We start from the raw sequence: 16,771 nt of genomic DNA, 5'->3' as shown, positions 1-16,771 counted from the left end.
ACACGTGAGTGCGGACACAAAAAAGCGTCGGCAATCGTGATTTTGGGTGCTGGTGCGCCTGTATCTTACGCGGGTTCTCAGGCCCGGACGCTGAATTGGCAGCGACGGGTTTGACGGTAGCTTTGGGGCAGGCAGATGAGCAACGGTGGCTAGTAGTGGCTTCTCGTTACAACAGATTTCCCAAGGCCTCGCCCCATACTTTTCGTCGATCTGTCCCAATAAGCGTTTATGGTTTGTTTATACGGCGAGGCCGCACGCGTAACGCAGGTGCGGCTCTCTGCGGCAGCAGAAGCGTGTGCCAAAGTGGGCGTTTCACAAAGTGCGTTTGCCAAACTGATCGGTGTGAGTCTGCGGACTTTGCAGGATTGGGAGCAGGGTCGCCGGCAGCCGACGGGGGCAGCGCAAACTCTCCTGAGGGTCGCCAGTCAGCATCCTGAAGCGTTGCGGGATTTGTATCCTGCCTGAGATTGTTTACGCACAGGGAGCAAGTCTCAGGCACAGAAGCATCTACCACACTCTAGAAATAGCAAAGCCCCTGCATTTATGCGGGGGCTTTTTTGTATGGTGGTACCAGGAGTCGAACATAAAACTAACTTGTTGTTTTTATTTGATATTTATAAATTTTATGAAATTTCTATCTCTAAATTTACCCTGACATCTACAACATCTTTCGCATTTGCAGAGTGCGATGCCAACTGCGCCTTTGGTAGCTACTTGCCAGGTAGGCCAAGCTTTAGCTACTGTCTGGCGAGTGGCCAGCTCCCTGGGTCATGTGACCCTTGGCAGCGGGAGGCTTGGTTAGCATGGATGCAAATGATCCGCTTAAGCGATTAAGCCCATTAATGTCAGTATTTTACACACCGATAGCTCTAATTTTATTGATCGATAACTGGTTATTTTATGTCAGGGACTAGATGTGTCTGATATCTAATGGCGGTGCAATTTATTCTAATACAAGGATAGGTTCATGAAAGTAGTAAGGATCGAAGTTAATAATTTTCGCTTATTGAAGAGGTTCTCTCTTGATCTTGAGAGCAATCTTTCTCTGGTGTTGGGTAAAAATAATAGCGGAAAGACTTCGCTGCTCTCTGCGTTAGAGAAATTTATAAATTCTTCTGAGAAGCATAAAATAGTTTTTGACGATTTCAATGTCGATTTAAAAGCCGCCTTAATCAAATTGGTGAGCGGCGCTGATCCGATAGGTCCGGAGAATGCCTATATCCCCTTGGGTATAACGTTGAAATTATATGTTGAGTACGATGACGTCGATAATTTGTCGCCAGTAAGCCAGTTAATAATGAGCTTGGATCCTGATGATAATCATATTGTGCTTGGGTTTGAGTATCTGGTTAGTTATTCTCAGTTGACGGCGATGCGGAATGATTACAATGCTGTAAAAGAAAAATATGACAACGATTCGAGTTTGTTTCTTAAGGAAAATCAGCATATTTACTTTGATCAAGTCAGGAAAAAAAGCTTTTCCTATAGTGATCCGGATGTGTTCACAGACTTGACTAAAGAAAACATTAGTTTGGCTGATGTTATTTCATTCAGGTCTATCGGTGCGAAGCGGAGTGTTACGAATAAAGACAATGATAAAACCCTCTCTTCTCAGACTGCAATCATATACAAAAAGACATCTGAGAACCAAGAGCAGCAGGAGGCTGTCGAGGGCTTTAAGAAACAATTGCGCTCGACGGATAAAGAGCTGAGCGAAATATATCAGGATATGTTTTCTGGGTTGTTGGGAAAAGTTGCAAAGTTTGGCGGGTCTAGATTGTCCGAGACGCATATTAAAATTGCATCCACCCTGCAGCATCGAGAGCTGTTGGATGGAAATACAACTGTGATGTATACCCATGACACCCATGATCTTCCCGAGCACTTTAATGGGCTTGGCTATATGAATCTAATCAGCATGATTTTTGAAATAGAAATGTTGATGAGTTCTTTTCGGAGATCTAGTAAAGAGAATCCTGCTGCGATTAATTTACTTTTTATTGAGGAGCCGGAAGCGCATACACATCCTCAGATGCAATATACTTTTATAAAAAATATTAAGTCCCTATTAAAAGAAAGTCGGGTGAGAGAGGATGGGGTGGAGATTCATCTTCAAACGATTATCAGCACTCACTCATCTCATATAGTGGCAGAGTGTGATTTCGACGATATCAAGTACTTGAGGAAGTCTCCTCTTGCTAATAGTGTTGATGCAAAAAATCTTAAGGCGCTCAAGTCGGAGTATTCGTCCGATGATGTGGATGACAATGCCCAGGCTGAACTTTACTACAAATTCCTTAAACAATATCTTACGTTGAATCGCGCCGAGCTATTTTTTGCCGATAAAGCAATACTTATTGAGGGTGATACTGAGAAGATTCTTCTACCAGCAATGATGAGAAAATTTGACCAAGAGGTTCCTGATGTTGGCGCTATACCTCTGCTTTCACAGAATATTTCAATTGTGGAGGTAGGAGCACATGCTCAAATTTTTGAAAAGTTTATCCATTTCATTGGTATTAAAGCTTTAATTTTGACCGATATCGATAGCGGGATTAAAGAACTGCTTTTTGAAAAGGATGGAGTTACTCCCCAGTTATACAAAAAAGGCACTCAGAAAATAGAGACTATAAAATGTCGTCCTGATGACCCGGCGGCAGACCATACAGCAAATGGATCGTTAATATTTTATCACGGCAAGGTTAGAGAAGATTTGGACTACTTTACCTCACTTAGTGTTGAAGGTAAGGCTTTATCCAAAGTCGGAGGCGAATGGAAGGTCGATGTCGATGGCTGTATTTTTCTAGCATATCAGACTAAAGACGACGGCTATCATGGAAGAAGCTTCGAAGATGCATTTTTTTCGCTAAACAAAGCACTACTTGGAACTGACTCTGAAAAGTTTCCATCTCTAACGCCTAAGTGGTTCAATAAATATATAAATGGCGAGTGCGATGCATTTGAGTTTGCAGAGAAAGCAGTTGGCAAAAAACCTTCGTTAGCGATTGAAGTTCTGCTTAATAGTATACCTGATGAAAAATCAGACTTCTCCAATTGGAAGACTCCTCATTATATCCAAGAGGGCTTGGAATGGCTGCGCAAATGAAGAGCATAGAGGAGGTTAGTGAAGAGACGAAAAAAATTCTAGATACTATCAGTGAGGGTAAGAGTTTTTTACTGAGTGGCGGTGCTGGGAGTGGGAAAACTTATTCTTTGGTAGAGGTTATAACGAAATTGGTTACCCTCAAGCCCTTGGCACGCGTAGCGTGTATTACCTACACCAACGCGGCGGTGCGGGAGATTGAGGGCAGAGCCAGTCATCCAAATCTGCACGTTTCTACGATCCATGATTTTCTGTGGGGAGTAATCAAACACTTTCAAGTGGAACTAAAGGAGGTTTTGTTAACGCTGATTAATGATGACGAAATATCAGGGTTTAAAGTTTTAGATAGCAATGGAGAGTCGGAAAAATTAGATACAATTGAGGGGGACGTAAGGTATAAGGAGTACGTAAAGTTTAGGGAGGGGGTAATTTCACATGATGAGGTTATTGTCCTTGCTAACGAAATGTTTAAGCGATACGACAAGCTGTGCCGGATTTTGAAAGATTGTTATCCATATATTATGGTGGATGAGTATCAAGATACTCAGGTGGAAGTTGTAGATATACTTCTTACGCAGTTGGCTAGAGTTGGTGATCCAAATGTTGTTGGCTTTTTTGGCGATGCAATGCAAGCAATTTATGACGAAGGTATTGGTGATTTAGATTCTTACAAAGGGGAGGGGGTTGGGCAGGTAAGAGAAATAAAGAAAGAAGAAAATAGAAGAAATCCACAAAATGTAATCGATTTGGCAAACAAGCTTAGGAATGATGGGCTTTTTCAAGTTCCCTCTAAAGATTTAAATGCTCCAAATATGACTGGTGAAGGTGGTGTAAAAAGTGGTCATATACAATTTATATACTCTTCGAATGATGATATTAATGTTGTAAAAGAATATCTGGGTTGGGAGTTTTCCGAGCCATCAGGCGCTAAGGAACTCAATCTCACTCATAATCTCATCGCTGCCAAAGCAGGGTTTAGTGAGCTGATGAGGATTTATGATGGCGACAAAATTTTAGAGTATGTCCGTAGGGTCAAAAATTATATTAAGAAAAATGAGCCTGCTTTTAACTCTGAGGGAAAAACGTTCGGAGAAGTATTGGCCGAGTTGAAGTATAAGAAAACTGGTAAAGCCTTAAAAGAGGTTGATCCCACAGACGGCATGGCGATATATATTGCAGAACACCAAGCCATATATGACTCTGCGCTGGGTTTTCCATATGGCGAACTGGCTTCTTTATATATTGACAAAGACCAGCTTATAGATGATCAGAAATCTGATCGAAGTGAGTTGGGGCGTGGTGGGGGTAATAGGGATGACCTGATAAAACATTTATTTAAAATACAAAAAAATGTCCAGCTTTACTTAGATGGAATTTTTAATGAGTTTCTTCGCGTAACTGAACATGCCGTCAAATCTAAGAATGATAAAGTTAGACTGAAGGAGAGGGTTATAAATTTATCTAAAGTCGATGATAAAACAGTACAGCAAGTCATCGATGAGGCAAATGAAAGCGGCCTTGTTAGAATTGACGATCGCCTTCAATCATTTATGGAGTCGAAACGTTATATTTATAGCCAAGTGGCCGCGCTTCCATTTTCTCAATTTCAGAAACTATTTGAATATCTTGAAGGGTTTACGCCGTTCTCTACTCAACATAAAACCAAAGGTCGAGAGTTTCCTGATGTTCTAGTTGTTCTGAACAACGGTCGGTGGAATTCCTATAACTTTGATTATTTGTTCACTGATCGTGTGGATAAAGAGAGTGTGGTGAATCGGACGCGAAAAATTCTCTATGTATGCTGTACCCGTGCAAAATCAAATTTGGCTTTATTTTATCACTCGCCGTCTGAAGCAGTTATTGAAAAAGCGAGGGCCTGGTTTGGCCATGAAAACGTAAAAAATTTAGATTAATTTTTATGCGGAAAAGCAGTGCCTGATACTACCTAGGAAAGTTATCTGGGTAAGTCAGGCAATGCTAATGAAATTCAAGTGCATATTTAATTGGTGGTGCTTTTAATTAGATATTAACGTCTAAACGCTGTAGTTATAGTGTTTTCCAGTGTCGTAATCGTACAGAGAAATATTTTTACCGTTTATGGTTCCGCTAAAATACTTTTTTGTGTCGTAGTCATAGCCATCAAATTTCTTTCCGTTCATTTTGAGGTTTACATGCTTTGAATTGTTGTAGTCATAGAAGTCTAGTGAGTTGTTGCTGCTTCCAGAAAAGAAGCTAGATGTTGTGTAGTCATATCCTTCAACCTTTCCGTTTGAGATGCTAGCTGAAATATTCCTATGTGATGAAGTCGAGTAATCGTAAATAGAGCTTATTTTTTTCTGATTTCCGGCAGCTCCGACGACTGCAGCGACCCTAGCTCGCGTTGTTTCTTTCATTAGTCAAATCTCCATTTTTTACTTAGTCGCACAGTAATTAACTCTGCAGTCAGCTTATAGTAATAACGCGTGGAAGCGGCTCGATGTTGTATCTTCATGCGCAAAAACCATAGCACATGCTTTCTTTGCCACGTCCAAGGATTGTCTCGGTGCCAGCGCTCAGCGATCGCTGTTTGGATAGCCTTCGCCTGATGTAGGTGGCGTTGGCGAGTGGTATGCGATCCGGTCAGGACGCCCGCCAGGAACAGATCCATATCGAATCCCGTGCTCATGCTCGACCACCAACGTAAGCGGCCACCACGACGATACGGTTGTGCCCCAGCTCATAACTGATTTGTACTCGGGCATCCTGATCTAAGCGTCGGTCGAGTTGGTAGCAATGGCCACCGTTGATGGGGGCGGGATGCTGGGTGATTTGCTCATAGCGTTCGCACGCATAAGCTGCCCGCAATTCGTGGAAACCTATGAGGTGGTGCGTATGGAGGATGTCTCGTGCAGGGCGAACGATTCGTTGATGGAAATCGAGGTAGCGTTCATTCGGCGCGAGCAAGTTGCGGCTGCCGTCGGGCGATACCTGTTCGGCAAAGCTCAGCGCCTCACGAACATGATCATCTACCGTAATCCAGCGTGGCGCCGAAGCACCTGAGCGCCCCCCTTTGGTGCCATCCTGGATGTTGATCTTGCCGTAGTGTTCGGCCTCACGTTTTAGACGCGGTAGGTCGGCCAAAATGGCCTCGCGTAAGCGCATGCCGGTGGCTCGCGCCAGATGAGCGATGGCGGCGGCGCGTGGTATCTGGTGTTCGCAGAGTACGTCGACTATCTGTTTCACATGTTCGCGGTCTTGGCCTTGCGGCACCGAGCGGCGAACACTGGTTCGCTGCATCCTCAGCGCCTTGCTCGGGCTCGGCACTTTCACATATTGATCACCGCGAAGCGCCGCCATTGTTCGGTTCACACTGGACAACCGGTTTTGCGCGGTGGCGATGGCGAGGCCGCCTTGTTCAACTTGGTGACGCAGATGTATCGCGTAGTTCAGCAAGGTCTGCCGATCAATTTTTCGCGCATCGTTAAACCCGGGCCCATCCTCCGACCGACACCAGCGAACGAAAGCCTGCCAGCGATCGCTGTGGGCTTTGACCGTGCCATAATGGCCGCCGCCAAAAAGATCACGCAATGCTTGTAGCCCCGCATAGCTCAGCTGCCGGCCATATCCAAAATTGCGCCCGTCTCGCCTTCCTATCAATGCCATGATCAAACTCCTCTCGAAGCCAAACCTTTAAAGCCTTCCCCACGTCATCCCGCCAAGAATGTTGAGTGTTATCAGGGATCAAGGCCCCTGCGACCTGTGAGGGTTGTCCACTAACGCGGGACTGTCGGCTCTTTACAACCGGGAGCTTGGGCATCTCATGATCTGACCTCCTGAGCACTTCCGAAGAAGTGGGCGGGTGGAGGTTGCACTGGCTGACGAGACCGGCGCCGCGAGATCCTGAGTCGGGTGAAGGCAGGGATGTGATGACCGGGGCATGCCTGACTGTCAGTCAGGTGCAGTCCATTCCGTGGGCTGCGGCACCATCATCCGCATCGCTGTTGCTGGTGACTTCGGTGTTTGTCACGCCGATTGTCACGAGGGGGAATGCCGCAAAGCCTTGTACGAGTTGGGCTGCAGCAGCGGTAGGAACGCCCGTCTCTTTCCGGGAGAAAGAGACGGGCGCAGGTTGGCGCAAGGAAATGGCCACGCGGATAGGTTGCTGCAGGGCAGCTATGAAAGGGGATGAGTTGCCGCAGTGGGCACACTGGTAAAAGTAGGCATCCATCACATCGCTGTGACCGTGCGAGCCGCCGGACGCTAATCGCACTTTGGGAGAACCACCACGGTGTGGCGTAGCCTTAAAGGTTCTGGCTACCTGGGTTGCTGTCAACGACAGCGCTTTGCCCGATCTTTTCTACGCCTGTGGATAATTCGGGTCAAGGCTCGAATTTTCGGGAGTTCTGCGGCTGTGGATGAAATTATCCACCGGTGGAAATCAGTGGTTTTCCACAGACAGTTGTGGGGGCTTTAGATTTTTTAAGTGAGGTCCATCCAAACAGGGCGGCTTTGCAGCCCTGTTTGGATGGACCCGCGTGGACAAGCGGATCGCTGAGATATGAAGACCGAGCGCTTACTCAGTTGCGCCACGTTTTGCTTTTAGGCGAGTGACGTTCGCTCCTGTCTGGTTCGCGAATTCGTGTGGAGTGACATGCTCCTGCCGGTTGGCCTCCAGGTACCGGCTCCACCAGTTCATGATCAGCCTGCGCTCCTCGATGAACTCGGCCTTGTGGATGTAAGCGGCGCGGACGTTGTTGCGCTCCTTGTGGCTCATCTGCCGTTCAATGGCTGTCTCCGACCACAATCCTGACTCGATCAGCGCGCTGCAGGCCATCGAACGAAATCCATGCCCGCAGATATCGGTTTTGGTGTCGTATCCCATCGTCCGTAGCGCGTTGTTCACGGTATTTTCGGACATGGGCTTCCAGGGTTTGGCATCGCCTGCGAAGACCAATGCGAAGTTACCTGTGAGCGCATGGATTTTTTCGAGTAGCGCCACTGCTTGCGGCGATAAGGGTACTAAATGGATATCCCCTGCCATCTTCGTACCCCTTGTGGAAAAGGGTACTCCTTCCAGCGCGGGGCGAGTGTCCGGTATCTCCCAGGTGCCGCGCTTGAGGTCGAACTCGCTCCAGCGGGCGAAGCGCAGCTCACTGGAGCGTACAAACACATGCAGCGACAGCATCACCGTCAGACGGGTAAGTGCCCGGCCTTTATAGGTGTCGATCCGCTCCTGCAGTTCCGGCAGTCGCGATAAGGGTAGAGCGGGGCGATGCACCACCCGCAGGGCCTTGATCGAGCCTTCGAGGTCGTAGGCAGGGTTTATGGTGATAAGCCGGAGGCGCTTTGCCTCGCGCATGATGCTCTGCAGGTAGTTTTGTACCCTTAAAGCAACGTCTATCGTTCCGCGCTTCTTGATCGCTTCCAAGGGCTGCATAAGGTCATGGGTGTCGAGATCAACAATGGCGCGTGCGCCGATCAGCGGGAATACGTGGGTTTTGAGGCGGCTCATCACAGTCTTGGAGTGGCCTGGTGCCCATTTGGCCGACATTTCCGTGTGCCAGTCCAGCGCAACGCTTTCAAAGGTTCTGCCTTTGATCACAGCTTCCGCCTTGGCTTGGTGCTTGGTCTCTATGGGATCAATGCCATCCGCCAGCATTCGCTTGATCTCCAAGCGCTTGCGGCGCGCATCGGCGAGGCCAATGACGGGGTAGTTGCCGAACGAGGTCAGTCCTTCCCGTCCGTCAGGTTTGACGTAACGAAGCCGCCAGCCTTTGCGGCCATTGGGTTGGACTAGGAGATAGAGGCCATCGCCGTCGAAAAGCTTGTAGGCGCGGTCTGTAGGTTTTGCCAAGCGGCAAGCTGCGTCGGAGAGCGGAGCTGTGGTGCGCGACATAAGGGTACTCCCTTTTATCGACGTGACCTGTATCCCAAACTCTACCCTTAAAACGGTTGGAATCCACCAGTTTCTGACGGAAACCGATGGAACGCCAAAACGAAAAAACCCGCCAGAAGGCGGGTTTTTCGGGGGTTCTAGAGATTTTGAAAGCCTTCTCTGGAACCTTGTATGGTGCCGGCACCAGGAGTCGAACCCGGGACCTACTGATTACAAGTCAGTTGCTCTACCAACTGAGCTATACCGGCGTGTGGGCGACGATTATAGCGATTGGGTTGGTTCTGTAAACCCCTTAATTCAGACTATTTTTACGCAGGTGCTGGATCAGGCGCTGCATGAGCTGTGTCATTGGGTGTCAAGCCGCAAAATCGGGCTGTTCGACGTCAATCCAGCAGGCGAGTGATGGCAGGATTTCTGCACTGTTCAAGCACCCATTTCACCCGTTTATGCCCTTTTGATTGGGAGCTTATGCACAACGGATGGGCGCTACGGCTGCGTTGCAGGGGATTTTGTGGACACGTTCTCATTTTGTGTGCAAAGCCCTGTTTTACAGGTTTTTTATCTATGTGAACAAAAAATGACCAATGCTGTTTTTGTCATGCAATGGCCGTGGATATTGGATCCACGGCAAAACCATCAACAGAGTTATCCACAGGCTGTAAAGATTTTAAGCGCGCTCGGCCAGCAGCAGAAAATTACGCGGAGTCAGCGGTGCGTCGCAGAAGGTGCCGAGGCGTACGATGTATCCCTGTTCGGCGAGGAAAATGGCTCGATCAAGATTCAGCCAAAGCTCCAGTGGTCGTCGGAACAATCCGCGCAGTAATTCCAGGTTGCGAACTTCGGCCAACCGCTGCCAGCCGGAGGCTTCCAGTGCCCGCCAATCTGGCGAGCCGATTGTGGATAACTCTTTCAGCGTTGCCAGATCGTGACAGTAATCGGCGAAAGGTTTGTCCAGCCAGGCGCTGGGCAGGGACGGGGTGGGCAAGTATTTGTCTACTTCACGCACTTGCCGTTGCAGCAAATCGAATGCCAGGCGCCGGGCCATGGAGGTGTCGCGCTGACGTCGGACCCGTGCACCGGCGGTGACGGTTTCGCTCATGGGCAGCGCCAGATCTTCGATCGAGAGCTGTAGGGCGGATCGCAAACCCGCTGAGGACAATGCCTGATACTCGCTGTGATTGATCCGGTTGTAACAGCACGGGGCGATGGCCATCTGCTGACATCCGGCAGCGCTTGCCAGTTGCATCAGGCGCACGTGCAAATCGCCGCAGGCGTGCAGGGCGACGGGGGTGTGCTGAGCACTCATAACGCTCGCTGCGTCTGTCGCCAGTACATCCTGTTCGATATGCAGCGCGTGCAAATGATGGCGCTGACTTAATGCCTGACCACTGGCGACCAACGCCGGATCGTATTCAACGCAAGTCAGCTGTTGTCCCGCACCCAACAGGCGTCGACCCAAATGTCCCTTGCCGGAGCACCAGTCAAGCCAATGCGTTGGCGGCGAGGCAAAAGACAAACGACTGGCGAACGCTTCGATCTGCTGCCACTTGCGCCCCGGCACATCGACATTCAATCGATGGCCTGCGGCTTCCAGCGCATGTTCCGGCAACTCACCGACCGCGCTCAGCTCAGCCGACAACGCCGCCAATGCAGCGAACGGCTCCGGGGCATCGATGAGCTCGGCAGGCCGGTTGTGCGCCCGTTCTGCATCTTCCAGTGATCGTCCGCGTAGCCACGAAGCCAATTCGGGGTAGGCGGTTTCCCATGGAAGCGAAAGATGGGTGAACGGACGAGGTTTCCACAGCGCCTGATGCTCAAGCAAAAAAGCATCCAGCGCGGTGAAGCGGGCGAGTAGGTCCTCGCCCGTCAACACGTGGGAAGTATCAACGCCCTTGGCAGGCATCGACGCGCAGCCAGCGCTCCAGCAGCTTGAAGCCGCGCACCAGCACGTAGGACATCAGCAGATAGAACACGCCGGCGGCGAAGAAGATTTCCACCGGCAGGTAGGTGCGCGCGATGATTGTGCGGGCCATGCCGGTCAGTTCCAGCAGGGTCACGGTGCTCGCCAGTGCGCTGGCCTTGAGCATCAGGATCACTTCATTGCTGTAGGCCGGCAGGCCGATGCGCGCCGCACGCGGCAGCATGATGTAGAACATCGCCTTGGGCCTGGACATGCCCAGCGCTCGCGCCGCCTCGATTTCGCCGGGCGGAATCGCCTGGATCGCGCCGCGCAGGATCTCCGCGATGTACGCCGCCGTGTGCAGGGTCATGGTCGCGGTGGTACACCAGAAGGGATCGCGCAGGTACGGCCACAGCGCGCTGCTGCGCACCGCATCGAACTGCGCCAGGCCGTAATAGACCAGAAACAGTTGCACCAGCAACGGCGTACCACGGAAAAAGAAGATGTAGGCGTAGGGCAAGGCGCGCACATACCACAGCTTCGAAGAGCGGGCGATGCCCAGTGGAATTGCCAGTAGCAGGCCGGCTATCACGGCAATCGCCACCAGCTCCAGGGTCAGGGTCGCGCCCTGCGCCAGTTTTGGCAGCCACTTGATGATCACTTCCCAGTTCATGAAGCGCTCCTCGCAAAGCCGCGAGCGGCGCGTTTTTCCAGGAAGTGCATGCCGGTCATCGCCAGCACCGTCAGGCCCAGGTACATGACTGCGGCGACCAGATAGAAAGTGAACGGTTGTTTCGACACGGTCACGCCGATCTGCGCGTGACGCATGATTTCTTCCAGGCCGATCACCGACACCAGTGCGGTGTCTTTCATCAGGATCATGAACAGGTTGCCCAGGCCGGGCAGGGCGATGCGCCACATCTGCGGCATGATCAACTTGGTGAAAATCCGCCATTTCGACAGGCCCAGCGCCACACCCGCTTCGCGATGGCCCTTGGGAATGGCAAGGATCGCGCCGCGGAACACTTCCGTGGCGTAGGCGCCGAAGCACAGGCCCAGCGCAATTACGCCGGCGGCGAAGGCACTGAGTTGCAGGTCGGGATTGCCGAAGAACTCACCGAGGCTGCGCATCAGGTTGACCGTACCGAAGTAGATCAACAGCACCCAGAGCAATTCCGGGACGCCACGCACCAGGGTCGAATAAGTACCGCCAAGCCATTGCAGCGGCTTGTACGGGGAAGTCTTGGCCAAGGCGCCGAGCAGACCGAGCACCAGTCCCAGGCACAGGGCCGTCAGTGCCAGTTTGACGGTCATCAGCGCGCCGGCGGCGAGGGCCGGGCCGAATCCGTAGAGGTCGATAATCATGGATTTCTTTTCAAATCGCGGCAGGCAAGGCCGGGAGCCGGCGCCGTCGGATCACGGCGCCGATCCCGCAGGTCAGATCAATAGATGCTGAACGGGAAGTACTTGTCGTTGATCTTCTTGTAGGTACCGTCGGCGACGATTTCCTTCAGGGCGGCGTTCAGCTTCTCACGCAGCGGGTCGCCTTTACGCACCGCGATGCCGATCTTGTCGCTTTCAACGACAGCATCGCCCTTGAACTCGTAGTTCTTGCCGGCGTCGCTTTTCAGCCAGTCGTAGTTGGCGTACTTGTCGGCCAGGATGGCGTCGACCCGACCGGAGGTCAGATCCAGGTAGGCGTTTTCCTGGGTGTCATAGAGTTTTACTTCGATATCGCTACCGTAGGTGTCCTCCAGCCAGGTACCGGCGAGCGTTGCGCGCTGCGTACCGATGATCTTGCCTTTGAGCGAATCCTTGTCGGTTTTGAAGTCTTTATCTTTCGGTGCGATGAACTGCAGTTTGTTCGAGTAGTACGGGTCGGTGAAATCCACCGCGCCCTTGCGCTCTTCGGTGATCGACAGCGAGGAGATCAGGAAATCGAACTTCTTGGCGTTCAGCGCCGGGATGATACCGTCCCAGTCGGAGGTGACCACGGTGCACTCGACTTTCATCTTGGCGCACAGGGCGTCGCCGATGTCTTTGTCGAAGCCGACCACGTTGCCGCTGGCGTCTTTGTTGTTGAACGGCGGGTAAGCCGCCTCGATGCCCATCTTCAGGGTCTCGGCCATGGCACCGGCGCTGAAGGCGAGGGTGACGGCGGCGGCCAGGAAGACCTTTTTAAAATTCTGCATGCATGTTGCTCCGTTAGCGGTTGCTGGACATGAATTGTTTGCAGCGCGCCGAAAGCGGGTTTTCGAACACCTGCTGAGGCGATCCTTGCTCTTCCACCAGCCCCTGGTGGAGGAACACCACTTCGCTGGAGACTTGACGGGCAAAGCCCATTTCGTGGGTCACCAACAGCATGGTACGGCCTTCTTCGGCCAGTGCGCGGATGACACTAAGTACTTCCTGAACCATTTCCGGGTCAAGGGCGGAGGTGGGCTCGTCGAACAGAATCACCTTCGGCTGCATCGCCAGCGTGCGTGCGATCGCCGCGCGTTGTTGCTGACCACCGGACAGTTGCGACGGGTAGGCGTGGCGCTTGTCGGCAATGCCGACCTTGGCCAGCAGCGCTTCGGCGACCTCGATCGCCTCGGCCTTGCTCTGGCCAAGCACGCGGCGCGGGGCCTCGATGATGTTGTCGAGCACACTCATGTGCGGCCACAGATTGAAGTTTTGAAATACAAAACCAATCTCGGAACGCAGGCGGTTGATCTGCTTGCCATCAGCGGCAACCAGTTCGCCATTCTTGGCGGGCTTGAGCTTGAGTTCTTCACCGGCCACCAGAATCTGACCCTGGTGCGGGTTTTCCAACAGGTTGATGCAACGCAGGAACGTGGACTTGCCGGAACCGGAGGAACCGAGGATCGAGATCACATCGCCGTCGCGGGCGGTCAGCGAGATGCCTTTGAGCACCTCAAGCTGTCCGTAGCGTTTGTGCAAGTTGCGGATTTCAAGCGCGGGCGTGGCCTCAGCCATGTGCGTTCCTCATATATGTTGCGCTCCTGCTGTTGGCGGGCCTTCCTGGCGAGGCGGCCAAGCTAGCATAGCGTTTCAATGGCAGCCAACAGCGCTACGAGCGGTAAGCGGATGGCGTGTGGCAGGTTGTCGCATCGGCACAGCAGACTGTCGCCACATCAACAACCGAACGGGTGTTCGAACGTGCAAACCCGTGGGTGTTGCGTAAAAAAAGGCGCGATGTTGCCAGCTTTGGCGGGGTGTTGGAAGCGCTATCCGGCCGAACGTACACGATTCGCCCTTTTATTGGGCATCCCATACTTTTTCAGTGTGTTTCTGGTGCGCCCGTACGTTGGGAAAAGTGAGTCGCAGGGTAACGCTCTGGCGAATTGCCATTCATTCCAATGACTTGCGGTGACTGTCCGGTCTCGCTGAAGACCGCGGCCCAGAAGAGTTTGAAATATTTTGGCGCAATAATTGCGTGCAGAATCTGGAACGCCCTGTTGGTTTCTTTTTACGAGAAGGAAAATCAGACAGGACGGACGCAATCGCTTTCCTCGCAAAGGTAGTTCCGATGAGCAGTACCCCAAGCTCCAATGGCCTCGAACAGGGGCTCAAACCGCGTCATGTGACCATGTTGTCGATCGCCGGTGTTATCGGCGCCGGTCTGTTCGTTGGCTCCGGCCACGCGATCGCTGCCGCCGGCCCCGCCGTGCTGCTGGCCTACGCCGCCGCTGGCACCCTGGTGGTGCTGGTGATGCGCATGCTCGGTGAAATGGCTGTCGCTTCGCCCGACACCGGCTCGTTCTCGACTTACGCCGACCGTGCCATCGGGCACTGGGCCGGTTTCACCATCGGCTGGTTGTACTGGTGGTTCTGGGTATTGGTGATTCCACTGGAAGCCAACGCCGCCGCGACCATCCTCCATGCCTGGTTCCCGGGGATCGAGATCTGGGCGTTCGCATTGATCATCACCATGCTGCTGACGGTCACCAACCTGTTCAGCGTAAAAAACTACGGTGAATTCGAATTCTGGTTTGCTCTGATCAAAGTCCTGGCAATCATCGGTTTCATCGCGCTGGGTCTTGCGGCTGTTTTCGGCTTCCTGCCCACCAGTCAGGTCAGCGGTGTTTCGCACCTGTTTGATTCCGGCGGCTTCCTGCCAAATGGCATGGGCGCGGTGCTGGGTGCAATTCTGACCACCATGTTCTCGTTCATGGGTACTGAAATCGTAACCATCGCGGCCGCGGAATCGAAGAACCCGGGCAAGCAGATTTCCAAGGCCACCAACTCGGTGATCTGGCGGATCGGCCTGTTCTACCTGGTATCGATCTTCATCGTTGTGGCCCTGGTGCCGTGGAACGATCCTACGCTGGCCAACCTCGGTTCCTACCAGACCGTGCTTGAGCGCATGGGCATTCCGAACGCGAAAATGATCGTCGATATCGTGGTTCTGGTCGCGGTGACCAGCTGCCTGAACTCGGCGCTGTACACCTCGTCGCGCATGCTGTTCTCCCTCGGCAAGCGCGGTGACGCACCGGCGATGTCGACCCGGGTCAACAAAAGCGGTACGCCTTATTGGGCCGTGATGCTGTCGACCGGCGCTGCGTTTCTCTGCACCTTCGCCAACTACGTGGCCCCGGCTGCCGTGTTCGAATTCCTGCTGGCGAGCTCCGGCGCCATCGCGCTGCTGGTGTACCTGGTGATCGCGTTCTCGCAACTGCGCATGCGTAAACAACGCATGGCCCGCGGCGAGAAAATCGTCTTCAGCATGTGGCTGTTCCCGGGCCTGACCTACGCGGTGATCATCTTCATCGTCGCGGCCCTGACCATCATGCTGTTCCAGGAAGCCCACCGCGTGGAAATCCTCGCAACCGGCCTGCTGAGCCTCATGGTAGTTGCCGCCGGTCTGCTGGTGGCACGCCGTCGCAAGCTGGAAAACCGTGGTGCGGTGGTGTTGAACTGATCCGTAACGCGTAATGCAAAACGGCCGCTGTCAGTGATGACGAGCGGCCGTTTTTGTTTGTGCGCGGGGTTTATTCGCCCTTGTCTTCCTGGGTGTCCAGCGACTTGCCGTAAGTATCCAGTGCAATCCCGAAATCGGTGATGAACTGTGGCTCGGTCAGCCAGGCTTGGGCGGTTTCGATGTCCATGCCGTCGGCCCACATGCGGTAGTCGATCAGCATGTCGGCGGCCAGGTGGGTGGCGGCCATGCCTTCGTTCTCGGCGTTTTCCATGTCCAGCAGCTCTGGATGGTCAACGATGATGAACGCCAGTTCGCGCAGCAGGGTCAGCAGCATTTCATTGCGGCTGACGGCTTCGGCGTCGCGCATCTTGCTGAACATCGCCAGGGTGTATTCCGGGATCGGTTCGTCCAGATGCCCGAGGTTGTCGTCCTGCTCCAGCGGCTTACGGCCGACCATGCGGATGTGCTTGGCTTTGGCTTTGGCGCGCTTGGCGCGTTTCTGTTGCTTGTTCAGGGATGCCATGGGGACTCAGTTCTTCTGTTGGGTTTGTGCGGCAATCGCGTCGGACGCCGCCACATAGTCGGCCTGGAAGGCCGGGGATTCGATCCACGCCAGGGCGCCGGCCTCGTCGGTTTCTTGCGACCACTGGCGATACTCGATCAGTGCGGCGAGGATGAAATCCATCGCGCCTTCTTCGCCTTCCTGCTCGTAGACCAGCTCCAGCAGCGGGTCTTCGAGGAACGCGGTGCACATGGCTTGCTGGCTGATCTTCTCGGCGTCGATCATTTTCTTGAACAGCTCGGTCAGGTCCACCGACTCGAAGTCGATGCGGTCATCGTTCGGGTCCAGTTCGACCGGCGCCTCGGCGCGTTTGGTGCGGTTCTGCTTGGCCTTGGTCTTGGCCCGGGCGGCGCGTTTTTTTTGCTTGTTGGCGGAGGCCATGGTGTGTTCCGTCGTGCGTTGAGGGG

General features: G+C 52.8%; 14 protein-coding genes and 1 tRNA gene. 4 read left to right on the top strand and 11 right to left on the bottom strand.

From position 1 onward, the window contains the following. The first annotated feature begins 228 nt into the window (after nucleotides 1–228). The 3 genes from BW33_RS28650 to BW33_RS20790 all read left to right on the top strand — a co-directional run bounded on the left by BW33_RS28650 (nucleotide 229) and on the right by BW33_RS20790 (nucleotide 5,016). Entirely contained in the window at nucleotides 229–465 is a 237-nt protein-coding gene (locus tag BW33_RS28650; protein ID WP_081794239.1) for a helix-turn-helix domain-containing protein, read from the top strand. A gap of 502 nt (nucleotides 466–967) precedes the next feature. Next, a complete protein-coding gene (locus BW33_RS20795) occupies nucleotides 968–3,106 on the top strand; it encodes an ATP-dependent nuclease (protein ID WP_047600921.1) in 2,139 nt (712 codons plus the stop codon). After that, a complete protein-coding gene (locus BW33_RS20790) occupies nucleotides 3,091–5,016 on the top strand; it encodes an ATP-dependent helicase (protein ID WP_047600920.1) in 1,926 nt (641 codons plus the stop codon). Before BW33_RS20795 ends, BW33_RS20790 begins: the two co-directional genes overlap by 16 nt. A gap of 120 nt (nucleotides 5,017–5,136) precedes the next feature. On the opposite strand, the gene BW33_RS28645 is transcribed toward BW33_RS20790, so the two are convergent. The 9 genes from BW33_RS28645 to BW33_RS20740 all read right to left on the bottom strand — a co-directional run bounded on the left by BW33_RS28645 (nucleotide 5,137) and on the right by BW33_RS20740 (nucleotide 13,857). Continuing rightward, nucleotides 5,137–5,496, bottom strand: coding sequence for a hypothetical protein (locus tag BW33_RS28645; RefSeq protein ID WP_081794238.1), 360 nt, complete (start codon nucleotides 5,494–5,496; stop codon nucleotides 5,137–5,139). Between the two features lie 268 nt (nucleotides 5,497–5,764). Then, a complete protein-coding gene (locus BW33_RS28635) occupies nucleotides 5,765–6,745 on the bottom strand; it encodes an integrase domain-containing protein (protein ID WP_081794236.1) in 981 nt (326 codons plus the stop codon). A 910-nt stretch (nucleotides 6,746–7,655) separates the two neighbouring features. Further along, a complete protein-coding gene (locus tag BW33_RS20770; protein ID WP_047600915.1) occupies nucleotides 7,656–8,978 on the bottom strand; it encodes a tyrosine-type recombinase/integrase in 1,323 nt (440 codons plus the stop codon). Between the two features lie 172 nt (nucleotides 8,979–9,150). After that, nucleotides 9,151–9,226: transfer RNA gene (locus BW33_RS20765), tRNA-Thr, on the bottom strand. 419 nt (nucleotides 9,227–9,645) lie between these two features. Beyond that, nucleotides 9,646–10,881, bottom strand: coding sequence for a methyltransferase (locus BW33_RS20760; protein ID WP_047600914.1), 1,236 nt, complete (start codon nucleotides 10,879–10,881; stop codon nucleotides 9,646–9,648). Further along, nucleotides 10,862–11,551, bottom strand: a complete 690-nt coding sequence (locus BW33_RS20755) for an ABC transporter permease (RefSeq protein ID WP_047600913.1) — start codon at nucleotides 11,549–11,551, stop codon at nucleotides 10,862–10,864. The genes BW33_RS20760 and BW33_RS20755 overlap by 20 nt, the downstream gene beginning before the upstream one ends. Further along, a complete protein-coding gene (locus BW33_RS20750; protein ID WP_007961693.1) occupies nucleotides 11,548–12,243 on the bottom strand; it encodes an ABC transporter permease in 696 nt (231 codons plus the stop codon). The genes BW33_RS20755 and BW33_RS20750 overlap by 4 nt, the downstream gene beginning before the upstream one ends. 77 nt (nucleotides 12,244–12,320) lie before the next feature. After that, on the bottom strand, nucleotides 12,321–13,070 hold the full coding sequence (locus BW33_RS20745; RefSeq protein ID WP_047600911.1) for an ABC transporter substrate-binding protein: 750 nt from the start codon (nucleotides 13,068–13,070) through the stop codon (nucleotides 12,321–12,323). A 13-nt stretch (nucleotides 13,071–13,083) separates the two neighbouring features. Then, complete coding sequence (locus BW33_RS20740) at nucleotides 13,084–13,857, bottom strand: ABC transporter ATP-binding protein (protein WP_041071351.1); 774 nt, start codon at nucleotides 13,855–13,857, stop codon at nucleotides 13,084–13,086. 553 nt (nucleotides 13,858–14,410) lie between these two features. Between BW33_RS20740 and gabP the strand changes: the two genes are divergently transcribed. Then, nucleotides 14,411–15,802: a GABA permease gene (gene gabP / locus BW33_RS20735; protein ID WP_047600910.1), complete on the top strand. Its 1,392-nt coding sequence runs from the start codon at nucleotides 14,411–14,413 to the stop codon at nucleotides 15,800–15,802. A gap of 70 nt (nucleotides 15,803–15,872) precedes the next feature. Here gabP and BW33_RS20730 read toward each other — a convergent pair whose 3' ends face one another. Together BW33_RS20730 and BW33_RS20725 are read right to left on the bottom strand one after the other, a co-directional pair. After that, nucleotides 15,873–16,325, bottom strand: coding sequence for a hypothetical protein (locus tag BW33_RS20730; protein ID WP_047600909.1), 453 nt, complete (start codon nucleotides 16,323–16,325; stop codon nucleotides 15,873–15,875). A 6-nt stretch (nucleotides 16,326–16,331) separates the two neighbouring features. Beyond that, a complete protein-coding gene (locus BW33_RS20725) occupies nucleotides 16,332–16,745 on the bottom strand; it encodes a hypothetical protein (protein ID WP_047600908.1) in 414 nt (137 codons plus the stop codon). Nucleotides 16,746–16,771 lie beyond the last annotated feature (26 nt).

It is taken from the genome of Pseudomonas sp. RIT288 (assembly GCF_000631985.1).
Taxonomy (GTDB): domain Bacteria; phylum Pseudomonadota; class Gammaproteobacteria; order Pseudomonadales; family Pseudomonadaceae; genus Aquipseudomonas.
The sequence above is the reverse complement of the archived record's forward strand: the minus strand, read 5'-3'. Positions and strand labels throughout refer to the sequence as shown.